The 18760-nt window shown below is 59.8% G+C and carries 16 protein-coding genes; 9 read left to right on the top strand and 7 right to left on the bottom strand.

What is annotated here, in order from left to right; all coding sequences use genetic code 11:
- Positions 1–67 precede the first annotated feature (67 nt).
- A complete protein-coding gene (locus tag AACY49_RS12060) occupies positions 68–301 on the top strand; it encodes a hypothetical protein (protein ID WP_007933173.1) in 234 nt (77 codons plus the stop codon).
- Between the two features lie 93 nt (positions 302–394).
- On the opposite strand, the gene sulA is transcribed toward AACY49_RS12060, so the two are convergent.
- Together sulA and lexA are read right to left on the bottom strand one after the other, a co-directional pair.
- A complete protein-coding gene (gene sulA / locus AACY49_RS12055; RefSeq protein WP_258696721.1) occupies positions 395–868 on the bottom strand; it encodes an SOS-induced cell division inhibitor SulA in 474 nt (157 codons plus the stop codon).
- Positions 869–878: 10 nt separating this feature from the next.
- On the bottom strand, positions 879–1487 hold the full coding sequence (gene lexA, locus AACY49_RS12050) for a transcriptional repressor LexA (RefSeq protein ID WP_007933171.1): 609 nt from the start codon (positions 1485–1487) through the stop codon (positions 879–881).
- A gap of 229 nt (positions 1488–1716) precedes the next feature.
- Between lexA and AACY49_RS12045 the strand changes: the two genes are divergently transcribed.
- The 3 genes from AACY49_RS12045 (at position 1717) to AACY49_RS12035 (ending at position 4340) form a co-directional block, all read left to right on the top strand.
- On the top strand, positions 1717–2424 hold the full coding sequence (locus AACY49_RS12045; protein WP_339523920.1) for a TetR/AcrR family transcriptional regulator: 708 nt from the start codon (positions 1717–1719) through the stop codon (positions 2422–2424).
- 167 nt (positions 2425–2591) lie between these two features.
- Positions 2592–3590 carry a beta-N-acetylhexosaminidase gene (nagZ, locus tag AACY49_RS12040; protein WP_177318265.1) on the top strand — a complete coding sequence of 333 codons (999 nt, stop codon included), beginning with the start codon at positions 2592–2594 and terminating at the stop codon, positions 3588–3590.
- Positions 3591–3602: 12 nt separating this feature from the next.
- Positions 3603–4340 carry an S-methyl-5'-thioinosine phosphorylase gene (locus AACY49_RS12035; RefSeq protein WP_339523918.1) on the top strand — a complete coding sequence of 246 codons (738 nt, stop codon included), beginning with the start codon at positions 3603–3605 and terminating at the stop codon, positions 4338–4340.
- Between the two features lie 138 nt (positions 4341–4478).
- Here the strand turns inward: AACY49_RS12035 and AACY49_RS12030 are convergent, their stop codons facing one another.
- From AACY49_RS12030 to mfd, 3 genes are read right to left on the bottom strand one after another with little or no spacing between them, the layout of a single operon-like run.
- Positions 4479–7172: a DEAD/DEAH box helicase gene (locus AACY49_RS12030; protein ID WP_258696718.1), complete on the bottom strand. Its 2694-nt coding sequence runs from the start codon at positions 7170–7172 to the stop codon at positions 4479–4481.
- Positions 7173–7183: 11 nt separating this feature from the next.
- Positions 7184–7762: a CsiV family protein gene (locus AACY49_RS12025; protein ID WP_339523915.1), complete on the bottom strand. Its 579-nt coding sequence runs from the start codon at positions 7760–7762 to the stop codon at positions 7184–7186.
- 10 nt (positions 7763–7772) lie between these two features.
- A complete protein-coding gene (gene mfd, locus AACY49_RS12020) occupies positions 7773–11222 on the bottom strand; it encodes a transcription-repair coupling factor (protein WP_339523913.1) in 3450 nt (1149 codons plus the stop codon).
- A gap of 354 nt (positions 11223–11576) precedes the next feature.
- Between mfd and AACY49_RS12015 the strand changes: the two genes are divergently transcribed.
- Complete coding sequence (locus tag AACY49_RS12015) at positions 11577–13040, top strand: glyceraldehyde-3-phosphate dehydrogenase (protein WP_123720883.1); 1464 nt, start codon at positions 11577–11579, stop codon at positions 13038–13040.
- Positions 13041–13309: 269 nt separating this feature from the next.
- On the opposite strand, the gene AACY49_RS12010 is transcribed toward AACY49_RS12015, so the two are convergent.
- Positions 13310–13999, bottom strand: coding sequence for an endonuclease I family protein (locus AACY49_RS12010; protein WP_258696715.1), 690 nt, complete (start codon positions 13997–13999; stop codon positions 13310–13312).
- 4 nt (positions 14000–14003) lie between these two features.
- Positions 14004–14294, bottom strand: a complete 291-nt coding sequence (locus AACY49_RS12005) for a DUF1654 domain-containing protein (RefSeq protein WP_258696714.1) — start codon at positions 14292–14294, stop codon at positions 14004–14006.
- A 298-nt stretch (positions 14295–14592) separates the two neighbouring features.
- Between AACY49_RS12005 and AACY49_RS12000 the strand changes: the two genes are divergently transcribed.
- The 4 genes from AACY49_RS12000 to AACY49_RS11985 all read left to right on the top strand — a co-directional run bounded on the left by AACY49_RS12000 (position 14593) and on the right by AACY49_RS11985 (position 18760).
- Positions 14593–15045 (top strand): hypothetical protein, encoded by a 453-nt coding sequence (locus AACY49_RS12000; protein WP_258696713.1) that lies wholly within the window; start codon positions 14593–14595, stop codon positions 15043–15045.
- A 174-nt stretch (positions 15046–15219) separates the two neighbouring features.
- The gene (locus tag AACY49_RS11995) at positions 15220–16176 is read left to right on the top strand and encodes a sugar ABC transporter substrate-binding protein (RefSeq protein WP_258696712.1); all 957 of its coding nucleotides are present in this window, start codon (positions 15220–15222) and stop codon (positions 16174–16176) included.
- 56 nt (positions 16177–16232) lie between these two features.
- Positions 16233–17786, top strand: a complete 1554-nt coding sequence (locus tag AACY49_RS11990; RefSeq protein ID WP_258696711.1) for a sugar ABC transporter ATP-binding protein — start codon at positions 16233–16235, stop codon at positions 17784–17786.
- Positions 17783–18760 (top strand): ABC transporter permease, encoded by a 978-nt coding sequence (locus AACY49_RS11985; RefSeq protein ID WP_339523903.1) that lies wholly within the window; start codon positions 17783–17785, stop codon positions 18758–18760. The genes AACY49_RS11990 and AACY49_RS11985 overlap by 4 nt, the downstream gene beginning before the upstream one ends.

The following is an 18760-nucleotide window of genomic DNA, read 5'->3' as shown; positions in this document are numbered from 1 at the left end:
TCAAGATCCCGAGCGAAGCTTGGCCGATGCCTATATAATCTCCGCCTTTCGTGGAGAACAGACCTTTATGCCAACGTCCTTTCTAGAAATTGTCGAGTTACCAGACGGCCGAATCGAGCTGCGCAGGGCTGAGGACGAGGGTTCTCTGGTTACTTTGGATTTCTCCGAGGATGCCAAGGCTTTCCTGCAAGGCCAGCACGTGGAAGTCGCCAAGGCGATGTTGAGCGTCGGTGTTCAGATGGCAGGACGCCTGGTTGAAGGCGAATTTGATAAGGAAGAGGGGCCACGGGTTCTTCATTGATCCCGCCCGTCGGATTTTGCCGATACCTCTACAGATTGGCTTCTCTATATCCATGGAGAAGCCCCGCGCTATTCAGCGCGCAGTGTTTATCAGTTAACCCAGTCGAATATTCAGGCTTTGCGCATCCCCGGTACGGGCAGCGCTGATCAACTGTTGCCGCGACGAAGTACTCAACGGATTTAGCCAGCTGACAACCGTATGGCTGCGGCCAAGTCGCAAGGCTTCACAGGTCAACTGCTGAGCGCTCTGTGCGCCGCGCGGTTGCAGCAGCAGAATGCGTTCACGGTTCAGGCCAGCGTCCCGTAACCAAGCCTGGGTCAGGCTGGCGGGCGGGGCGATCAGTGTCAGCCAGCGTGCATCCTGATCCTGGCTCAGTTCCCTGAGAATCGGTGCCAGAAGGTTCAGGCAGTTCCCGGCCGCGCCGCGCAGTGATAGTTCGCTGAAGACTTCGGGCTCGGTGCTCCAGGGCGACTCGACCACGTCTTTCAGGATTGGCGCCAGCGGCTGCGCCATGAACGCCTCGAACAACGGTAGTTGGGCTTGCTGTGAGGTGTGTGGGAACTGCATAAAGCCTCCTTTAGCGGCGAATCACGCCGACACTCAAGCCTTCGATGACCAGTTCCTGATCTTTCAGGTTGACTTCGATAGGGGCGAATTCAGGGTTTTCGGCAATCAACCAGACCTTGCTGCCGTCGCGCTTGAAGCGCTTGACGGTCACTTCGTCACCGATCCGTGCCACCACGATCTGGCCATTGCGGGCTTCACGGGTCGTATGGACGGCCAGCAGGTCGCCATCGAAAATGCCGACATCCTTCATGCTCATGCCATGGACCCGCAGCAGATAGTCGGCACGAGGGTGGAAGAACGAAGGGTTGATGTTGCAGGATTCTTCGATGTGCTGTTGGGCCAGGATCGGAGCACCCGCCGCCACTCGGCCGATGATCGGCAGCGTGGACTCGTCGGCCTTGGCTTCGAAGCCTGGGATGCGAATGCCGCGGGAGGCGCCGGGGGTCATTTCGATCGCCCCCTTGCGGGCCAGTGCCTTGAGGTGTTCTTCCGCCGCGTTGGGCGACTTGAAGCCCAGTTCCTGAGCGATTTCCGCGCGGGTCGGTGGGTAGCCGTTGTCTTCGAGGCAGCGTTTGATGAAGGCCAGAATCTCTGCTTGGCGTGGCGTCAGCTTTAGCATATTGATCGCTCTGTTTTTTTATACAGTGACTGGGATTATATACAGTGAACCAGTCTTGGCAATGCCCCTTTTTTTATCGGCCGCTGGACGGTCATTCTGCTCGCTGATTGAAGCGCCACTGTTGTATGGTTAAATAACTGACCGACCATTCCAAAAACGAACCGCCAGACTTGACAAGGCCTGGGCTGAAACGTATGTTTCAAACAAGTGTTTGTCAGGCGGAGTAGCCATGGCCCAGTCGGAAACCGTTGAACGCATTCTCGATGCTGCCGAGCAGTTGTTCGCGGAAAAAGGTTTCGCTGAAACCTCATTGCGTCTGATCACCAGCAAGGCCGGTGTCAATCTGGCGGCGGTGAATTATCACTTTGGATCGAAGAAGGCGCTGATTCAGGCGGTCTTCTCGCGTTTTCTCGGGCCGTTCTGCCTCAGTCTCGATAAAGAGCTGGAGCGCCGTTCGGCCAAGCCCGAGAACAAACCGACCCTTGAAGAGCTGCTGGAGATCCTCGTCGAGCAAGCCCTGGTGGTGCAGCCACGCAGTGGCAACGACCTGTCCATTTTCATGCGTTTGCTGGGGCTGGCCTTCAGTCAGAGCCAAGGGCACTTGCGTCGTTATCTGGAAGACATGTACGGCAAGGTTTTCCGCCGCTACATGATGCTGGTCAACGAGGCTGCACCGCGCATTCCACCGATCGAATTGTTCTGGCGCGTGCACTTCATGCTCGGTGCCGCGGCGTTCAGCATGTCGGGGATCAAGGCCTTGCGCGCGATTGCCGAGACCGATTTCGGCGTCAACACCTCCATCGAGCAAGTGATGCGTCTGATGGTGCCGTTCCTGGCCGCGGGCATGCGTGCCGAAACCGGCGTCACCGACGCCGCCATGGCCACTGCACAGTTGCGTCCGCGCAGCAAATCGGCCCCGGTGGCCGCCAAGGTTTAACCGCACACGGGTGGGCGCGGCTGCTGACATCCGCTAAGCTAGCCGCCCATGCCGACTCTCGTTCTGAACCCCCTCATTGATATCGCCGACCTGCCGGGCTCAGCCCATGGCGGCGAATTCGTGCGAGCCGGGTTTATCGTAATCAAGGAATTTCTATGACTGCTGGCCTGCAAGGCTCGTTGATGGTGGACGTCGCCGGTACCTGGCTGACGTCTGAAGATCGCCAATTGTTGCGTCAACCTGAAGTGGGCGGCCTGATCATTTTTGCCCGCAACATCGAACACCCGCGTCAGGTGCGCGAGTTGAGCGCTGCGATCCGCGCCATTCGTCCCGATCTGCTGCTGGCGGTGGATCAGGAGGGTGGTCGGGTTCAGCGGCTGCGTCAGGGCTTCGTGCGGTTGCCAGCCATGCGCGCCATCGCCGACAACCCGAATGCCGAATACCTGGCCGAACAGTGCGGCTGGATCATGGCGACCGAAGTGCTGGCGGTCGGTCTCGACCTGAGCTTCGCCCCGGTGCTGGACCTGGATTACCAGCGCAGCGCGGTGGTCGGAACCCGTTCGTTCGAGGGTGATCCCGAACGCGCCGCCTTGCTCGCCGGTGCATTCATTCGCGGCATGAACAGCGCCGGGATGGCCGCCACCGGCAAGCATTTCCCCGGTCATGGCTGGGCCGAGGCCGACTCCCATGTTGCGATTCCCAACGACGAGCGCAGCCTCGATGAGATCCGTGCCAACGATCTGGTGCCGTTCGCGCGATTGAGCAAGCAGCTGGCCGCCGTCATGCCGGCCCACGTTATTTATCCACAAGTCGATTCCCAGCCCGCTGGTTTCTCCCGCCGCTGGTTACAGGACATCCTGCGCGGCGAGTTGCAATTCGATGGCGTGATCTTCAGTGACGACCTGTCGATGGCCGGTGCACATGTGGTGGGCGATGCTGCCAGTCGCATCGAAGCGGCATTGACCGCTGGTTGTGACATGGGCCTGGTGTGCAACGACCGCGCGGCCGCCGAGCTGGCCTTGAGCGCCGCCCAGCGTTTGAAGGTCAAGCCTTCGGCGCGTATTGCGCGGATGCGTGGGCAGGCGTATGCCAACACCGAATACCGTCAAGATCCGCGCTGGCTGACGGCCGTCGGCGCGCTCAAAGAAGCTCAATTGATTGATTAAGGACTTTTCGTTATGACGGTTTACGCGATTATCGGTGGCACCGGCCTGACTCTGCTCGAAGGCTTGAGCATTCGTCAGTCATTGGCGGTGGACACTCCTTACGGCGCGCCTTCGGCCGAGGTGCAGATTGGTGAATACGCTGGCAAGGAAGTGCTGTTTCTCGCGCGTCACGGGCACCCGCACCGCTTTCCGCCGCATCAGGTGAACTACCGCGCCAACCTGTGGGCCTTGAAGCAGGCTGGTGCCGAAGCGATTCTTGCGGTCAATGCCGTGGGCGGGATTCATGCCGCGATGGGTACCGGGCACTTCTGCGTGCCGCATCAATTGATCGACTACACCAGCGGTCGCCAACACACCTATTTTGCCGATGACCTGGAACAGGTGACGCACATCGACTTCAGCTATCCCTACAGCGAACCCCTGCGTCAGCAATTGATTGCGGCGTTGGCGGTTGAAGGGGTTGGCTACAGCAGCCATGGCGTATATGCCTGCACCCAGGGCCCGCGTCTGGAAACAGTGGCTGAAATCGCGAGGCTGGAACGTGACGGCTGCGACATTGTCGGCATGACCGGTATGCCGGAGGCGGCACTGGCGCGTGAACTGGAACTGGATTACGCCTGCCTGGCGCTGGTGGTGAACCCGGCGGCGGGCAAGTCGACGGCAGTGATCACCATGGCCGAGATCGAGCAGGCATTACATGACGGGATGGGCAAGGTGAAGTCGACGTTGGCGCGGGTGCTTAAGGGTTAATCAGTCGTTACATCGAGTCGACCCCCATCGCGAGCAGGCTCGCTCCCACATTAATTTTGTGTTGTCTCCATTATGGTGGGCAAACACAGATCCAATGTGGGAGCGAGCCTGCTCGCGATGGCGATTCTATAATCGCCGCTACTTGTCGATTTTTTCCGGCAACGGCGCAAACAACGCCTCGATATCATCACTCTGCAACTTCCAGTCCCCGGTCTTGCGCCCATCCAGCACGCCTGCGGCCAGATCGGACTTTTCCTTCTGCAGATGCTGAATCTTCTCCTCAACCGTGCCCCTGGCAATCATCTTGTAGACGAACACCGGTTTCTCCTGGCCAATGCGATACGCGCGATCCGTCGCCTGATTTTCCGTCGCCGGGTTCCACCAGGGGTCGTAGTGAATCACGGTATCGGCTTCGGTCAGGTTCAGGCCTACACCGCCAGCCTTCAAGCTGATCAGAAAGATCTGACGCTTGCCGCTCTGGAACTCCTTCACCGGCGTGCGCCGGTCGCGGGTTTGCCCGGTCAGGATCGCATACGCCACGCCGCGATTGTTCAGTTCGTCCTCGATCAGCGACAGCATTGAAGTGAACTGCGAGAACAGCAGAATCCGCCGACCTTCCTCGAACAACTCTTCAAGCATTTCCATCAGGCTGTCGAGTTTGCCGGAGGTGCTGCCGCGAGCGGGCAGGGCGGCATCGTTGACCAGGCGCAAATCACAACACACCTGACGCAGTTTCAGCAGCGCCTCAAGGATGATGATCTGGCTGCGCGCCACGCCCTTGCGGGTGATTTCGTCGCGGACTTTCTTGTCCATGGCCAGGCGCATGGTTTCGTATACGTCGCGCTGGGCTTCGTTGAGCTCGACCCAATGGATGATCTCGGTTTTCGGCGGCAGTTCGGTGGCCACCTGTTCCTTGGTCCGGCGCAGCAGGAACGGTTTGATCCGACCGTTCAGGTGTTGAAGTCTTACTTCGCTTGCGCGTTTTTCAATCGGAACGCGGTAATCGCGGTTGAAGCTTTTCACGTCACCGAGCCATCCCGGCAGCAGGAAGTGGAACAGCGACCACAGCTCGCCCAAATGGTTTTCCAGTGGCGTGCCACTCAGGCACAGCCGCTGGCGAGCATTCAGCTCACGGGCCGCATGGGCGGCCTTGCTGTTGGGGTTTTTGATGTACTGAGCCTCATCCAGCACCAGCACGTGTAACGGCTGCGCGGCCAGGCGTTCGACGTCCTTGGGCAGCAGCGCATAGGTGGTCAGGATCAGGTCGTAATCGGCCAGATTGTCGAAATGCTTTTTGCGGCTGACACCGTACAGCGCCAGCACTTTGAGCTGCGGCGTGAAATGCGCCGCTTCGTCGAGCCAGTTGGGAATCAGGCTGGTGGGCATGACCACCATGCACGGCCGATCGAGGCGCCCGGCATTTTTCTCGCTGAGAACATGCGCCAGGGTCTGTAGGGTTTTGCCCAGGCCCATGTCGTCCGCGAGAATCCCGCCGACTTCCAGTTGTCGCAACGACTGCATCCAGCTCAGGCCTTCCAGCTGATACGGGCGCAAGGTGGCATTCAAGCCTTCGGGCGCGGCGGCGGTGTGGTCCTTGATATCGCGCAGGCGCTGGGCAAAGGTGCGGATCTGCTCGCCACCTTCCCAGAGCAGCGGCAGGCCTTCCAGCGGGTTCAGTCGCGTGGCGTCGGCCTTGCTCAGGCGCAGCGTGGTTTCGCCGGGTTCTTGCAGATAAAACTCGCCGAGGGTGGCCAGCACCGGTTTCAGGCGGCCGAAGGGCAGGGCGACCTGCAAGGGGCCCTGGTCGGTGCTGCGGCGTTGCGGGATGTTCACCAGAATCAGTTCGTCGTCGCGACGTCGGGCGAGCCGTTCCGGGTTGAGGATCTCGGTGTGGGAGCGCATCAGGTTCAACAGGATCGGCAGCAGGCTCAGGCGTTCGCCGTTAACGATGATCCCCAGTTCCAGGTCGAACCAGTCTCGCTCCGGTGCCTGCTCGACGGTGGCGTACCAATCGTCCACGGCGGTCAGGTCGAAGCCGAAGTCCTCGTCGATCTGCAACTCCCAGCCTTGGGTGCGCAACTTCGGCAGCTCATTGAGGGTGAAGGTCAGCCAGGCGCTGTCGTTGACCATCTCGTAGAGTTCGCCGGCACTTTCCGGCAAAGCCTTGCTTTGTCGGGTGGCGACCTTGAAACCGAGAATTCGCAGCTGTTCCCTGTAGGTCTGTTCGACTTCCGGGTGACGTTTTATCCGCAACGTCTGCGTCTCCTGGCGGATCAGGATGTCGGCGTTCTTCTGTCCGCTGACGTATTCATCCAGATAACTGAAGGACAGCGCCGCACGATGCTGGATATAACGCTGCATCTTGCCGTTACGCGGTTCGAAGGCGCTGAACTCGATGCTCGCCAGCCACAGGCGCGGCACCGGTTGCACGTTGTCCACCAAAACTTGCGGCGGCGCCTTGGGGCTACGGTTTTCCAGTACGGCCTGAAGTTTTTCCAGCAGTTCGGCGTCTTTTGCCGCGGCCGGGTATGCGAGGGTTTCCTGCACTTGCAGCAACACCGCGGCGCAATGTTTGCAGTTGCTGTGAACCGGGCAGGTGCACGTGGCGTCGATCATCAGCAAGGTGCCTTTGGCCGACTCGCGCAGGCGAATGGTCTGACGGTAAACGTTACCGCCAGAGCCTTCGCAACTGGCGGTGATGGTGGCGTCGCCAACTTCGACGATCCTGACGCGGTTTTCCAGCGCGTAGCGGCGGCCGCGCTCCAGGCTCTGTTCCTTGAATCGGCTGACCCAGGATGTTGCCAGGGGTTTGCTCAGGGTCGCGGAGGACATAAGGGCTTCAATCAGTCCGGAATTACATCGGGGGCTGGCCGAGGCGCAGGAGCGGTCAGTGAGGTGATCTTGATCAGCAGGCCCAGGTGACCGTTGTCGAGGAAGTTCAGCTGGCCGTTCTTGGTGTGGCTTTCCTGTTTCAGGCGTTCGCTGGCGGTGACCATGCCGTTGGCGTCAATCTGATTGACCCAGAAGTCGGCGTCGACGTCGGTGAAACGCCCCAGTTTCAGGTTCAACGTGCCCTCGATCGGGAACTGGCCAAACTGTTCCTTGCCTTCGCTGATCGCCACTTTGCTGGCTTCTTCACCCAGGTTCTGTTGCCAGGCCTTGTGCAGCAACACTGTGTATTCGTTGCTGGCGGTGAGCTTTTCCACTTCGGTATTCAGGCTCGGCGTGCGAAAGCTGTCGGGGCTGATGCGTTGGGCGCCGGCAGCCCAGTCTTCCGGCGCGGCGCGGCTGACGATGGCGGGCACGGCGTTTTGCCGCACCAGAATCATTTCAACCTGATACAGATCATCGGCAAACGCCGTCGAGGCGAGCAACGACATTAACAGCGTCATCAACAAGGTCAGTGAGCGAAACAGGCGCATGCGGCGTCCTTCAAGCAGTGGTCGGAATGAGGCGCTCGAATAGCGCCTCTACAGTATTAAAGCGTTCTTCCGGGCGTTCCATCGGCACTTGGAATTTAAACATCGTGGCGCCTTCGAATTTGTAGCGTTTGGGCTGGCTCTGGATCAGCTTGATCAGTGTCAGCGGATCGACCGGGGTCTGTGCCGCGAACTCGATACGGCCGCCTTGCGGGCCGCCGTCGACTTTCTTGATGCCCAGCTGTTCGGCCTGCAATTTCAGCGCCGTGATCCGCACCAGGTTCTTGGTCGGCTCCGGCAGCAGGCCGAAACGATCGATCATCTCCACTTGCAGGTCCTTGAGGCCCTCCTCATCGGTGGCCGAGGCAATGCGTTTGTAGAGAATCAGGCGCGCATGAACGTCCGGCAGGTAGTCTTCTGGGATCAACGCCGGCACACGCAGATTGACTTCCGGGCCGCCACCCAGCGGTTGATCGAGGTTCGGCTGTTCGCCCTTGCGGATCGACTTCACTGCACGCTCGAGCATTTCCATGTACAGCGTGAAGCCCACGGCCTGGATCTGCCCGCTCTGCCCATCGCCCAGCAGTTCGCCGGCGCCACGGATTTCCAGGTCGTTGGTGGCGAGCACGAAGCCCGCGCCGAGGTCCTGGGTATTGGCGATCGCTTCCAGACGCTTTTCCGCGTCGGGAGTGATCTGTTGGCGCGGCGGTGTCAGCAGGTAAGCATACGCCTGGTGGTGGCTGCGACCGACCCGACCACGCAACTGGTGCAACTGGGCCAGGCCGAACTTGTCGGCGCGTTCGATGATGATGGTGTTGGCGCTCGGCACGTCGATGCCGGTCTCGATGATGGTCGAGGCAATCAGTACGTTGAAGCGCTTGTGGTAGAAGTCACTCATCACCTGTTCGAGTTCGCGCTCGCGCATCTGTCCGTGGCCGATGCCGATCCGCGCTTCCGGCACCAGTTCGGCGAGGTCGGCGGCGCATTTCTCGATGGTCTTCACGTCGTTGTGCAGGTAGTAGACCTGGCCGCCACGCAGCAACTCACGCAGCAGGGCCTCTTTGACCGTGCTCTTGTTCTGCTCCATGACGAAGGTGCGCACCGACAGACGACGGGCCGGTGGCGTGGCGATGATCGACAGGTCACGCATGCCCGACACCGCCATGTTCAGCGTGCGCGGAATCGGCGTGGCGGTCAGCGTCAGGATGTCGACTTCACTGCGCAGGGCCTTGAGCTGTTCTTTCTGACGGACACCGAAACGGTGCTCTTCGTCGATGATCACCAGCCCCAGGTTTTTGATTTTCACATCGTCTTGCAGCAGCTTGTGCGTGCCGATGACGATGTCGATCTTGCCTTCGGCCAGGTCCGCGACCGCGGCGTTCACTTCCTTGGTCGATTTGAAGCGGCTCATCACTTCCACGGTCACCGGCCAGTCGGCGAAGCGATCGCGGAAGCTGTTGTAGTGTTGTTGAGCGAGCAAGGTGGTCGGCACCAGAATCGCTACCTGACGGCCGCCATGCACCGCGATGAACGCCGCGCGCATGGCCACTTCGGTCTTGCCGAAACCGACGTCGCCGCAGACCAGACGATCCATCGGTTTCGGCGCGAGCATGTCTTCGCGCACCGCTTCGATGGTGGTCTGCTGGTCCGGGGTTTCTTCGAACGGGAAACCGGCACTGAAGGTCGCGTAATCGGCTTTCGGGTCGGCGAAGGCATAACCCTCGCGAGCGGCGCGGCGGGCATAGATGTCGAGCAACTCGGCGGCCACGTCGCGCACTTGTTCGGCGGCTTTGCGCTTGGCTTTTTGCCAGGTCTCGGAGCCGAGGCGGTGCAGCGGTGCCAGGGCATCGTCGCTGCCGGTGTAACGGGCGATCAAATGCAGGTTGGCTACCGGGACGTACAGCTTGGCGTTCTCGGCATATTCAAGGGTCAGGAATTCGGCGGCTTGATTGTCGATTTCCAGAATCGTCAGCCCCAAATAACGGCCGACACCATGATCGATGTGCACCACCGGCGCGCCTTCGCGCAGTTCGGTGAGGTTTTTGATCACGGCATCGTTGTTGGCGTCGGCGCGCTTTTCGCGGCGACGGCGCTGCATCACGCGTTGACCGAACAATGGGCTTTCAGCGACCAGCGCCAGGGCTGGATCGTCCAGCACCAAGCCTTCGTCGAGCGGCGCGATGGTGATCGCCAGGCGCTCCTTGCTGGCGACAAAGTCCGGCCAGCTGTCGACGGTTTTCGGTCGCAGCTTCAAGCGTTCCAGCAACTCCAGCAGCACTTCACGACGGCCCGCGGACTCGGCGGTAAACAGCACGCGGCCGGGGAATTCGTCGAGGAAACCGGCCAGTGCCGCCAACGGCTGAGTGGCCTTGGCTTCGATGGCCAGGTTCGGCAGCGGCTGAGCCGGGAAGCGCTCGCGACCGACACCGGTTTCTACGTCCTGTTGACTGGCAATCACACGGGGCCAGTTTTTCAGGCGGGCAAAGCAATCCTCCACCGGCAGGAACAACTCGGCCGGTGGCAATAAAGGGCGGGACGGATCGACGCGACGCTCTTCATAGCGATTGCGCACGTCGTTCCAGAAGTTCTCTGCCGCCTGTTCGATGCCTGGCAGGGAAAACACTTGGGTGTCCTGGGGCAGGTAATCGAACAGCGTGGAAGTTTCGTCGAAGAACAGCGGCAAGTAGTACTCGATACCGGCCGGTGTAATCCCGCTGCTCAAATCCTGAAAGATCGGGCAGCGACGGAAGTCGACATCGAAACGCTCGCGAAAGCGCGCCTTGAAACGGGTGACCGCGTCCTTCTGCAGCGGGAACTCCCGCGCCGGCAGCAGGCGAACGGTGTCCACCTTGTCGATGGAGCGCTGGTTTTCCGGATCGAAGGTGCGCAGGGTTTCGATTTCGTCGTCGAACAGATCGATGCGGAAGGGCAGTTTGCTGCCCATCGGGAACAGATCGATCAGTGAGCCGCGCACAGTGAACTCGCCGTGCTCGTATACGGTATCGACGTAGCGATAGCCGCTGGCCTCAAGCCGGCTGCGCATTTGCTCGACATCGAGCTTCTGGCCGACGTCCAGCACCAGGCTGCTGCCCAGCAGGAATCTGGTTGGCGCCAGGCGGTGCAGGGCCGTGGTGATCGGCACGACCAGAACGCCATGTGCCAGCTCGGGTAGCCGATACAGGCTGGAGATGCGCTGCGAGATGATGTCCTGGTGTGGCGAGAACAGGTCGTAGGGCAGGGTTTCCCAGTCGGGGAAATGCAGTACAGGCAAATCCGGGGCGAAGAAACTCAGCTCCTGTTCCAGCCGTTCGGCACTCTGGCTGTCGGCGGTCAGTAGCAGGGTAAAGCGCTTGGCAGCGCTGGCGGCCTCGGCAATGGCCAGGCTCAGGGCGGCACCGGGCAGGTTGCCCCAGTGCTGTTTACCTGCCGCGGCAGGGAGAAGCGGTAGACGCAGAACGGGCACGGAAGGTTGAGCTCCAAGCGTTGCGACAAAGTCGGCAATTGTAACGGTCTCAGGTGCCGGCTGTCAGTTGCAGACTGTGTCTATATACACAGGTTGGGCAAAATGTAGTGGTAATGACAAAAACTGGCGCTTTAATAGTGAAAATGTAGTGCCGAAACCGCTCAGTGTTACGGAGGGTTACGGACACGGCGGCGCTGTCGTCGAAAATTTGACAAGGCTGAAAGCCCCGGTTTTACTGGGCTGGCGCAGGGCGTGATTTTTTTGAACGGGATTTTGTTACCGCCCGTTCGACAGGCGCGCATTGCTACGGGAGGGACTCGGCGGCATAATGTAGCCCCTTTTTTCTGCCCCTACATGTGGAAGGTTCCCGTGACTCAGAAGCCCGACCAGTGTCTTGGTGAATGGATCGACCGTGAAGCACTCGCAGAAGCGATGATTCCGCTTATCGGTCAGCTCTACCGCAATAACAACGTGGTGAGCTCGATCTATGGCCGCAGTCTGATCAACCAGTCTGTCATCGCGATCCTCAAAGCTCACCGCTTTGCTCGCCATCGCCAGTCCGATGACAGCGAATTGTCCGTCCACGAAACATTCCCTCTGCTCAAGGCAATGAGCGAGCTCAAGCTCGGCGCTGCTTCGGTAGACCTGGGCAAGTTGGCCGTCAAGTTCAAGGCCGAAGGCAATGGCCGTACCGCCGAAGCGTTCGTCCGTGACGAACTGGCCGATGTGGTCGGCAAGCAGAATGGTTCCGGTCGTACCGGCACCGACGTTGTCCTGTATGGCTTCGGTCGTATCGGCCGTCTGCTGGCGCGCATCCTGATCGAGAAAACCGGTGGTGGCGACGGCCTGCGTCTGCGCGCCATCGTTGTCCGCAAGGGCGCCGAGAACGATCTGGTCAAGCGTGCCAGCCTGCTGCGTCGCGACTCGGTGCACGGTTCGTTCAATGGCACCATCACCATTGATGAAGCCAACAACACCATCACCGCCAACGGCAACCTGATCCAGGTTATCTACGCGAAGAACCCGACTGAAGTGGACTACACCCAGTACGGCATCAAAAATGCGCTGCTGGTGGACAACACCGGTGTATGGCGTGACGCCGAGGGCTTGGGCCAGCACCTGGCCTGCCCGGGTATCGACCGCGTTGTTCTGACCGCGCCTGGCAAAGGCAAGCTGAAGAACATCGTTCACGGCATCAACCACGGTGAAATCACCGCTGACGACAAGATCGTGTCCGCCGCTTCCTGCACCACCAACGCCATCGTGCCGGTGCTGAAGGCTGTGAATGACAAGTTCGGCATCATCAACGGTCACGTCGAAACCGTTCACTCGTACACCAACGACCAGAACCTGATCGACAACTTCCACAAAGGCGATCGTCGTGGCCGTAGCGCCGCGCTGAACATGGTCATCACCGAGACTGGTGCTGCCACCGCTGCTGCCAAGGCGCTGCCTGAGCTGGCCGGCAAGCTGACCGGTAACGCGATCCGTGTTCCGACGCCGAACGTGTCGATGGCCATTCTCAACCTGAACCTTGAGAAAGCCGCTACCCGTGAAGAGATGAACGAGTACCTGCGCTACATGGCGCTGCACTCCGATCTGCACAAGCAAATCGACTACGTCAATTCGCAGGAAGTGGTTTCCACCGACTTCGTTGGCTCGCGCCACGCAGGCGTTGTGGACGCTGAAGCGACTATCGTTCAGGACAACCGCGTTGTTCTGTACGTCTGGTACGACAACGAGTTCGGTTACAGCTGCCAGGTCGTTCGCGTGATGGAAGACATGGCCGGTGTAAACCCGCCAGCGTTCCCGCGCTAAGCCTTAGCCGCACATGAAAACGCCCCGACTTCGGTCGGGGCGTTTTTGTTTGTGCGTCCGGCGAGGGCGCAATCTGCCGGGAGAACGTCCTGGCATCAGGATAATCAGGGCGCGAAACGTGTGGGAGCGGGCTTGCTCGCGAAGGCGGAGTATCAGTCGGCATCAATTTTGAAGGGGCTGGCCTCTTCGCGAGCAAGCCCGCTCCCGCATGGGTTGTGTTTAACTGACTGGCATCAGGCATCAGGCATCAGGCCTGTTTTAGTCGCCGGTTAGCCGCAAGCCTTCATGTCGACGGGGCCGACAAACTCGTTGCCGCGACCCATCACGCACGCCACGCTCTGGTTGCGCTGACGTTCCCAGGCCTGAACCGGGTAGGTCTTGTCCCAGGCTTCGTATAATTGGCGATCCTGTTTCGAAAGGCGCAAGCCGTACTGCTTACTCATGTAGAAATACGTCCGGGCGATCATGCCGCGAATGGAAGGGCGGGGCATGACCTTCTTCGCCTTGAAGTCTACTTGAGTCAGGCACGAGCCGTACTGGCCCGATTGAACGGGCAGCCAGCCGAAACTGAAATTGCTGCGATCGCCATTCACCTCGCCGATGCTTGGCACCAGATTGTGCAGGTCGGCCTCGGCTTTTTGATAGGTCGGGTCGTAGCGCGTGCAGTTCTTGCGACCGCCTTGTTGCCAGCACTCGCGTTGATGGCCGATCTGCCAGGCCGGGACAATGTGCTCCCACTCGATGCGCGAGGCGCGCTTGGCGTTTTTGCGTGGCACATAACCACATGCGGCGAGATTCACACGGTTGCCGGTGTATTTGCAGCCGCAATAAAACTCGGTGGATTGCGGAGCGTACAGCTTCCAGGCGACTTTCTTGGCTTCGTCGAAGGTACGTGGGGCGCCAGCCTGGGCGCCGAGGGTGATGAGCAAAAACAGTAAAGCAGACCAGCGGACACTCATCGACTCAATCTTCCTTCGGCACTACCCAGAAAATCTGCACACCGCCATCGTCGCGATGGGCGAGGGTGACGTTGTCGTTCTCGTCGATTTCTTCGAGCAGGCGTTCCCACTCATCCACGGGTTCGTCCGGAAGACGGAAGATCAGCGCTGCTTTGGCTTTCTGGGCGGTGGGGGAATTGATGATTTTCTGAACGCGCATACCCAGGCGTTCATAGGTGTCAGGAGAGTCAGAGGTAGTGGCCACGGAATTATCCTTATTTAACTGTACGGGCATACAGTATTTAACTGTAAGCATTTTCGCAACTGCTTAAAGTTCAAGAAAATCCTCTGACAGTAGTTTTTCCGTTTGATGTAGGGCGGTGGGAAGTTTTTTGTCGGAAGAGGTCGTGAGCCGCTCGCCAAGGCTGGCGAGTGGTAAGCGTGGTGCCCAACCGGAACAGGTCGGGCGAGGGCGAGGGCGAGTCAGTATTCCCAGAACATCCGTTGCAGCTCTTTGCCGTTGAGCAAGTCGCCTTGCGATATCGAAAATCAGTGCTAAAGAAACCCGCACACAGGTCGATGCTCCTTCAAGGATTTTTTCTCAAGGAGTTCACATGTCGTTTACCATCGGTTTTCCCAATGCAGGTGCTATCACTATCGCGGGCAAGTCCCCGGCGACCATCAACGCCTTGAGTGAAGCGACCTCCGACGCCTCTGCCCAATCGCTGGGTGAAGAGAAGGACAGCGACAACCAGGTCAGAACCGGTGGCGGTGCAGGGGCTCAGGGCGAAACCAAATCCGAGAAAACCAGCAGTCAAAGTATTGCGGTGCAGGTGCTGCTCAAGCGCATGCAGGAACTGCAGCAGCAACTGCGCGAACAGCAGCAACAACTGGCAGCCGCTCAAGCCGCGAATTATCCGACCCCGGAAGCCAAGTCCACCGCTGTCATGACGATACAGGGGCAAATCGCCAATACCAGCGGGGCGCTCGCGCAAGTGACGGGCAGTTTGGTGAAAGAGCTGGCCAAGGATTCCAGCAGTGGCGGTCTGGTCAGCACCACGGCGTGAGGTAAAACGGTTGGTTTTTGCCAACCGAGACACAGAACGGGTCGTTGACAAAACTCGACAGGGTTCGCATAGTTCGGTCTACGCAAACGTTTGCGTGGTCGCCGTCGATGGCCTGATCCATTGATGATCCAGCGCAAGCGTTGCTCAGAATAATCATAAGATCGGAGTGAACCCATGAAGCTGCCATTCGCTGGACGTCTTCTCGCTGTCGCTATGCTGGCGGCCGCATCCGCCGCTTTACCTGTCTCTTCGGCGTTCGCCGAAACCCCTGAAAAACCTAAAGTCGCACTGGTCATGAAATCCCTGGCCAACGAATTCTTCCTGACCATGGAAGACGGCGCCAAGGCCTACCAGAAAGACCACTCCGGCGACTTCGAACTGATCTCCAACGGCATCAAGGACGAAACGGATACGGCTGGCCAGACGCGCATCGTCGAGCAAATGATTTTGTCCAAAGTCAATGCATTGGTCATTGCCCCGGCTGACTCCAAGGCCATGGTCCCGGTCATCAAGAAAGCAGTCGATGCCGGCATCACCGTGATCAACATCGATAACCAGCTGGACCCGGCCGTCGTCAAAAGCAAAAACATCACCGTTCCGTTCGTAGGTCCGGACAACCGCAAAGGCGCACGCCTGGTGGGTGAATACCTGGCCAAAGAACTGAAGGCCGGTGATGAGGTCGGCATCATCGAAGGCGTTTCCACCACCACCAACGCCCAGCAGCGCACGGCGGGCTTCAAGGATGCGATGGAAGCGGCGCAGATCAAAGTCGTGTCCCTGCAGTCTGGCGATTGGGAAATCGACAAGGGCGGCAAGGTAGCCTCGGCGATGCTCAGCGAATACCCGAACATCAAAGCCCTGCTGGCCGGCAACGACAGCATGGCTGTCGGCGCGGTATCTGCCGTACGTGCAGCGGGCAAGGCCGGCAAGGTGCAAGTGGTCGGTTATGACAACATCAATGCGATCAAGCCAATGCTCAAGGACGGTCGCGTCCTGGCCACCGCCGACCAGTTTGCTGCCCGGCAAGCGGTGTTCGGCATCGAGACCGCGCTGAAAATCATCAAAGGCGAGAAAGTCGACAGCGGTACCAACGGCGTCATCGAAACCCCAGTAGAGCTGGTTACCAAGTAGTCCTTCTGGCGACACAACGGTGCTCGCCTCTTGAGGCGAGCACATGGAGAGTTTTTATGTCCGTTTGCGCCCCGAACGCTGTCCTCTCGGTCAGCGGTATCGGCAAGACCTACGCCCAACCCGTCCTGACCGGCATTGACCTGACGCTGATGCGCGGTGAAGTGCTGGCGCTGACCGGCGAGAATGGCGCCGGTAAAAGCACGCTGTCGAAAATCATTGGCGGACTGGTCGAGCCGACCACCGGCCAGATGCAATTCCAGGGGCAGGATTACCGTCCCGGCAGCCGGAGCCAGGCCGAAGAGCTGGGCATCCGCATGGTCATGCAAGAACTCAATCTGTTGCCGACGTTGTCGGTGGCGGAAAACCTGTTCCTCGACAACCTGCCCAGTCACGGTGGCTGGATCAGCCGCAAGCAATTGCGCAGGGCGGCGATCGAGGCCATGGCCCAGGTCGGCCTCGACGCCATCGACCCGGACACCCTGGTCGGTGAGCTGGGTATCGGCCACCAGCAAATGGTGGAGATCGCCCGCAACCTGATCGGCGATTGCCATGTGCTGATCCTCGACGAGCCGACCGCGATGCTCACGGCCCGTGAAGTCGAAATGTTGTTTGAGCAGATCACTCGCCTGCAGGCTCGCGGCGTGTCGATCATCTACATTTCCCACCGCCTTGAAGAACTGGCGCGGGTGGCCCAGCGCATCGCGGTATTGCGCGACGGCAACCTGGTCTGCGTCGAGCCGATGGCCAATTACAACAGTGAGCAACTGGTCACCCTGATGGTCGGCCGTGAATTGGGCGAACACATCGACATGGGGTCGCGCAACATCGGCGCACCAGCCTTGACGGTCAAAGGGCTGACTCGCTCCGACAAAGTCCGCGACGTGTCCTTCGAAGTGCGCGCCGGCGAGATTTTCGGGATTTCCGGTTTGATCGGGGCAGGGCGCACCGAGTTGCTGCGCCTGATCTTCGGTGCCGATACAGCCGACAGCGGCACCGTCGCGCTAGGGGCGCCGGCTCGGGTGGTGAATATTCGTTCGCCGGCCGACGCGGTCGGTCATGGCATCGCGCTGATCACCGAAGATCGCAAGGGCGAAGGCCTGCTGCTGACGCAATCGATCAGCGCCAACATTGCCCTGGGCAATATGCCGGTGATTTCCAGCGGCGGCTTCGTCAACAACGCTGACGAGATGGCGCTGGCCCAGCGTCAGATCGACGCCATGCGCATTCGCAGCTCCAGCCCGACGCAATTGGTCTCGGAGCTGTCCGGCGGCAATCAGCAGAAAGTCGTGATCGGTCGCTGGCTGGAGCGCGACTGCACAGTGTTGCTGTTCGACGAGCCGACCCGTGGCATCGACGTCGGCGCCAAGTTCGACATCTATACGTTGCTCGGTGAGTTGACCCGTCAGGGCAAAGCGCTGGTGGTGGTGTCCAGCGACCTGAGGGAATTGATGCTGATCTGCGACCGCATCGGTGTGCTGTCGGCAGGGCGTCTGATCGACACCTTCGAGCGTGACAGCTGGACCCAGGATGATTTGCTTGCCGCCGCTTTCGCCGGCTACCAAAAACGTGATGCGTTGCTCAACGAAGCAGCGCCTAGGGATCTTCCATGAATACTGCAACTCTGGTCGGCAAACGTAGCGGCAATTTTTATGGCCTCGGCACTTACCTGGGCCTGGCCGGTGCCTTGCTGGCGATGGTCGCGCTGTTCTCGGTGCTGAGCAGCCATTTCCTGTCTTACGACACCTTCAGCACCCTGGCCAACCAGATTCCCGATTTGATGGTGCTGGCGGTCGGCATGACCTTCGTATTGATCATCGGCGGAATCGATTTGTCAGTCGGTTCAGTGCTGGCGCTCGCGGCGTCGACGGTCAGCGTGGCGATCCTCGGCTGGGGCTGGAGCGTGTTGCCGGCGGCGTTGCTGGGTATGGGGGCTGCGGCACTGGCTGGCACCCTCACCGGTTCGATCACCGTGGCGTGGCGGATTCCGTCGTTCATCGTGTCCCTCGGGGTGCTGGAAATGGCGCGGGGGCTGGCGTATCAGATGACCGGTTCGCGCACCGCGTACATCGGTGATGCGTTCGCTTGGCTGTCCAACCCGATTGCATTCGGCATCTCGCCGTCATTCATCATTGCCTTGCTGATTATCTTCATTGCCCAGGCCGTGCTGACGCGTACGGTGTTCGGTCGTTACCTGATCGGCATCGGCACCAACGAAGAGGCGGTGCGTCTGGCAGGGATCAATCCGAAGCCCTACAAGATCCTGGTCTTCAGTCTGATGGGGCTGCTGGCCGGTATCGCTGCGCTGTTTCAGATTTCCCGCCTGGAAGCGGCGGACCCGAATGCCGGTTCCGGTCTGGAGCTGCAAGTGATCGCCGCGGTGGTGATCGGCGGCACCAGCCTGATGGGCGGGCGCGGTTCGGTTATCAGCACGTTCTTCGGCGTCTTGATTATTTCCGTACTGGCGGCCGGTCTGGCGCAGATCGGCGCGACCGAACCGACCAAACGCATCATCACCGGTGCGGTTATCGTGGTGGCGGTGGTGCTCGATACTTATCGCAGTCAGCGCGTAAGCCGGCGGACCTGA

The organism is Pseudomonas sp. EL_65y_Pfl2_R96 (assembly GCF_963970905.1).
In the GTDB taxonomy this organism is placed as follows: Bacteria; Pseudomonadota; Gammaproteobacteria; order Pseudomonadales; family Pseudomonadaceae; genus Aquipseudomonas.
This window is presented reverse-complemented; position numbering and strand designations above follow the sequence as displayed.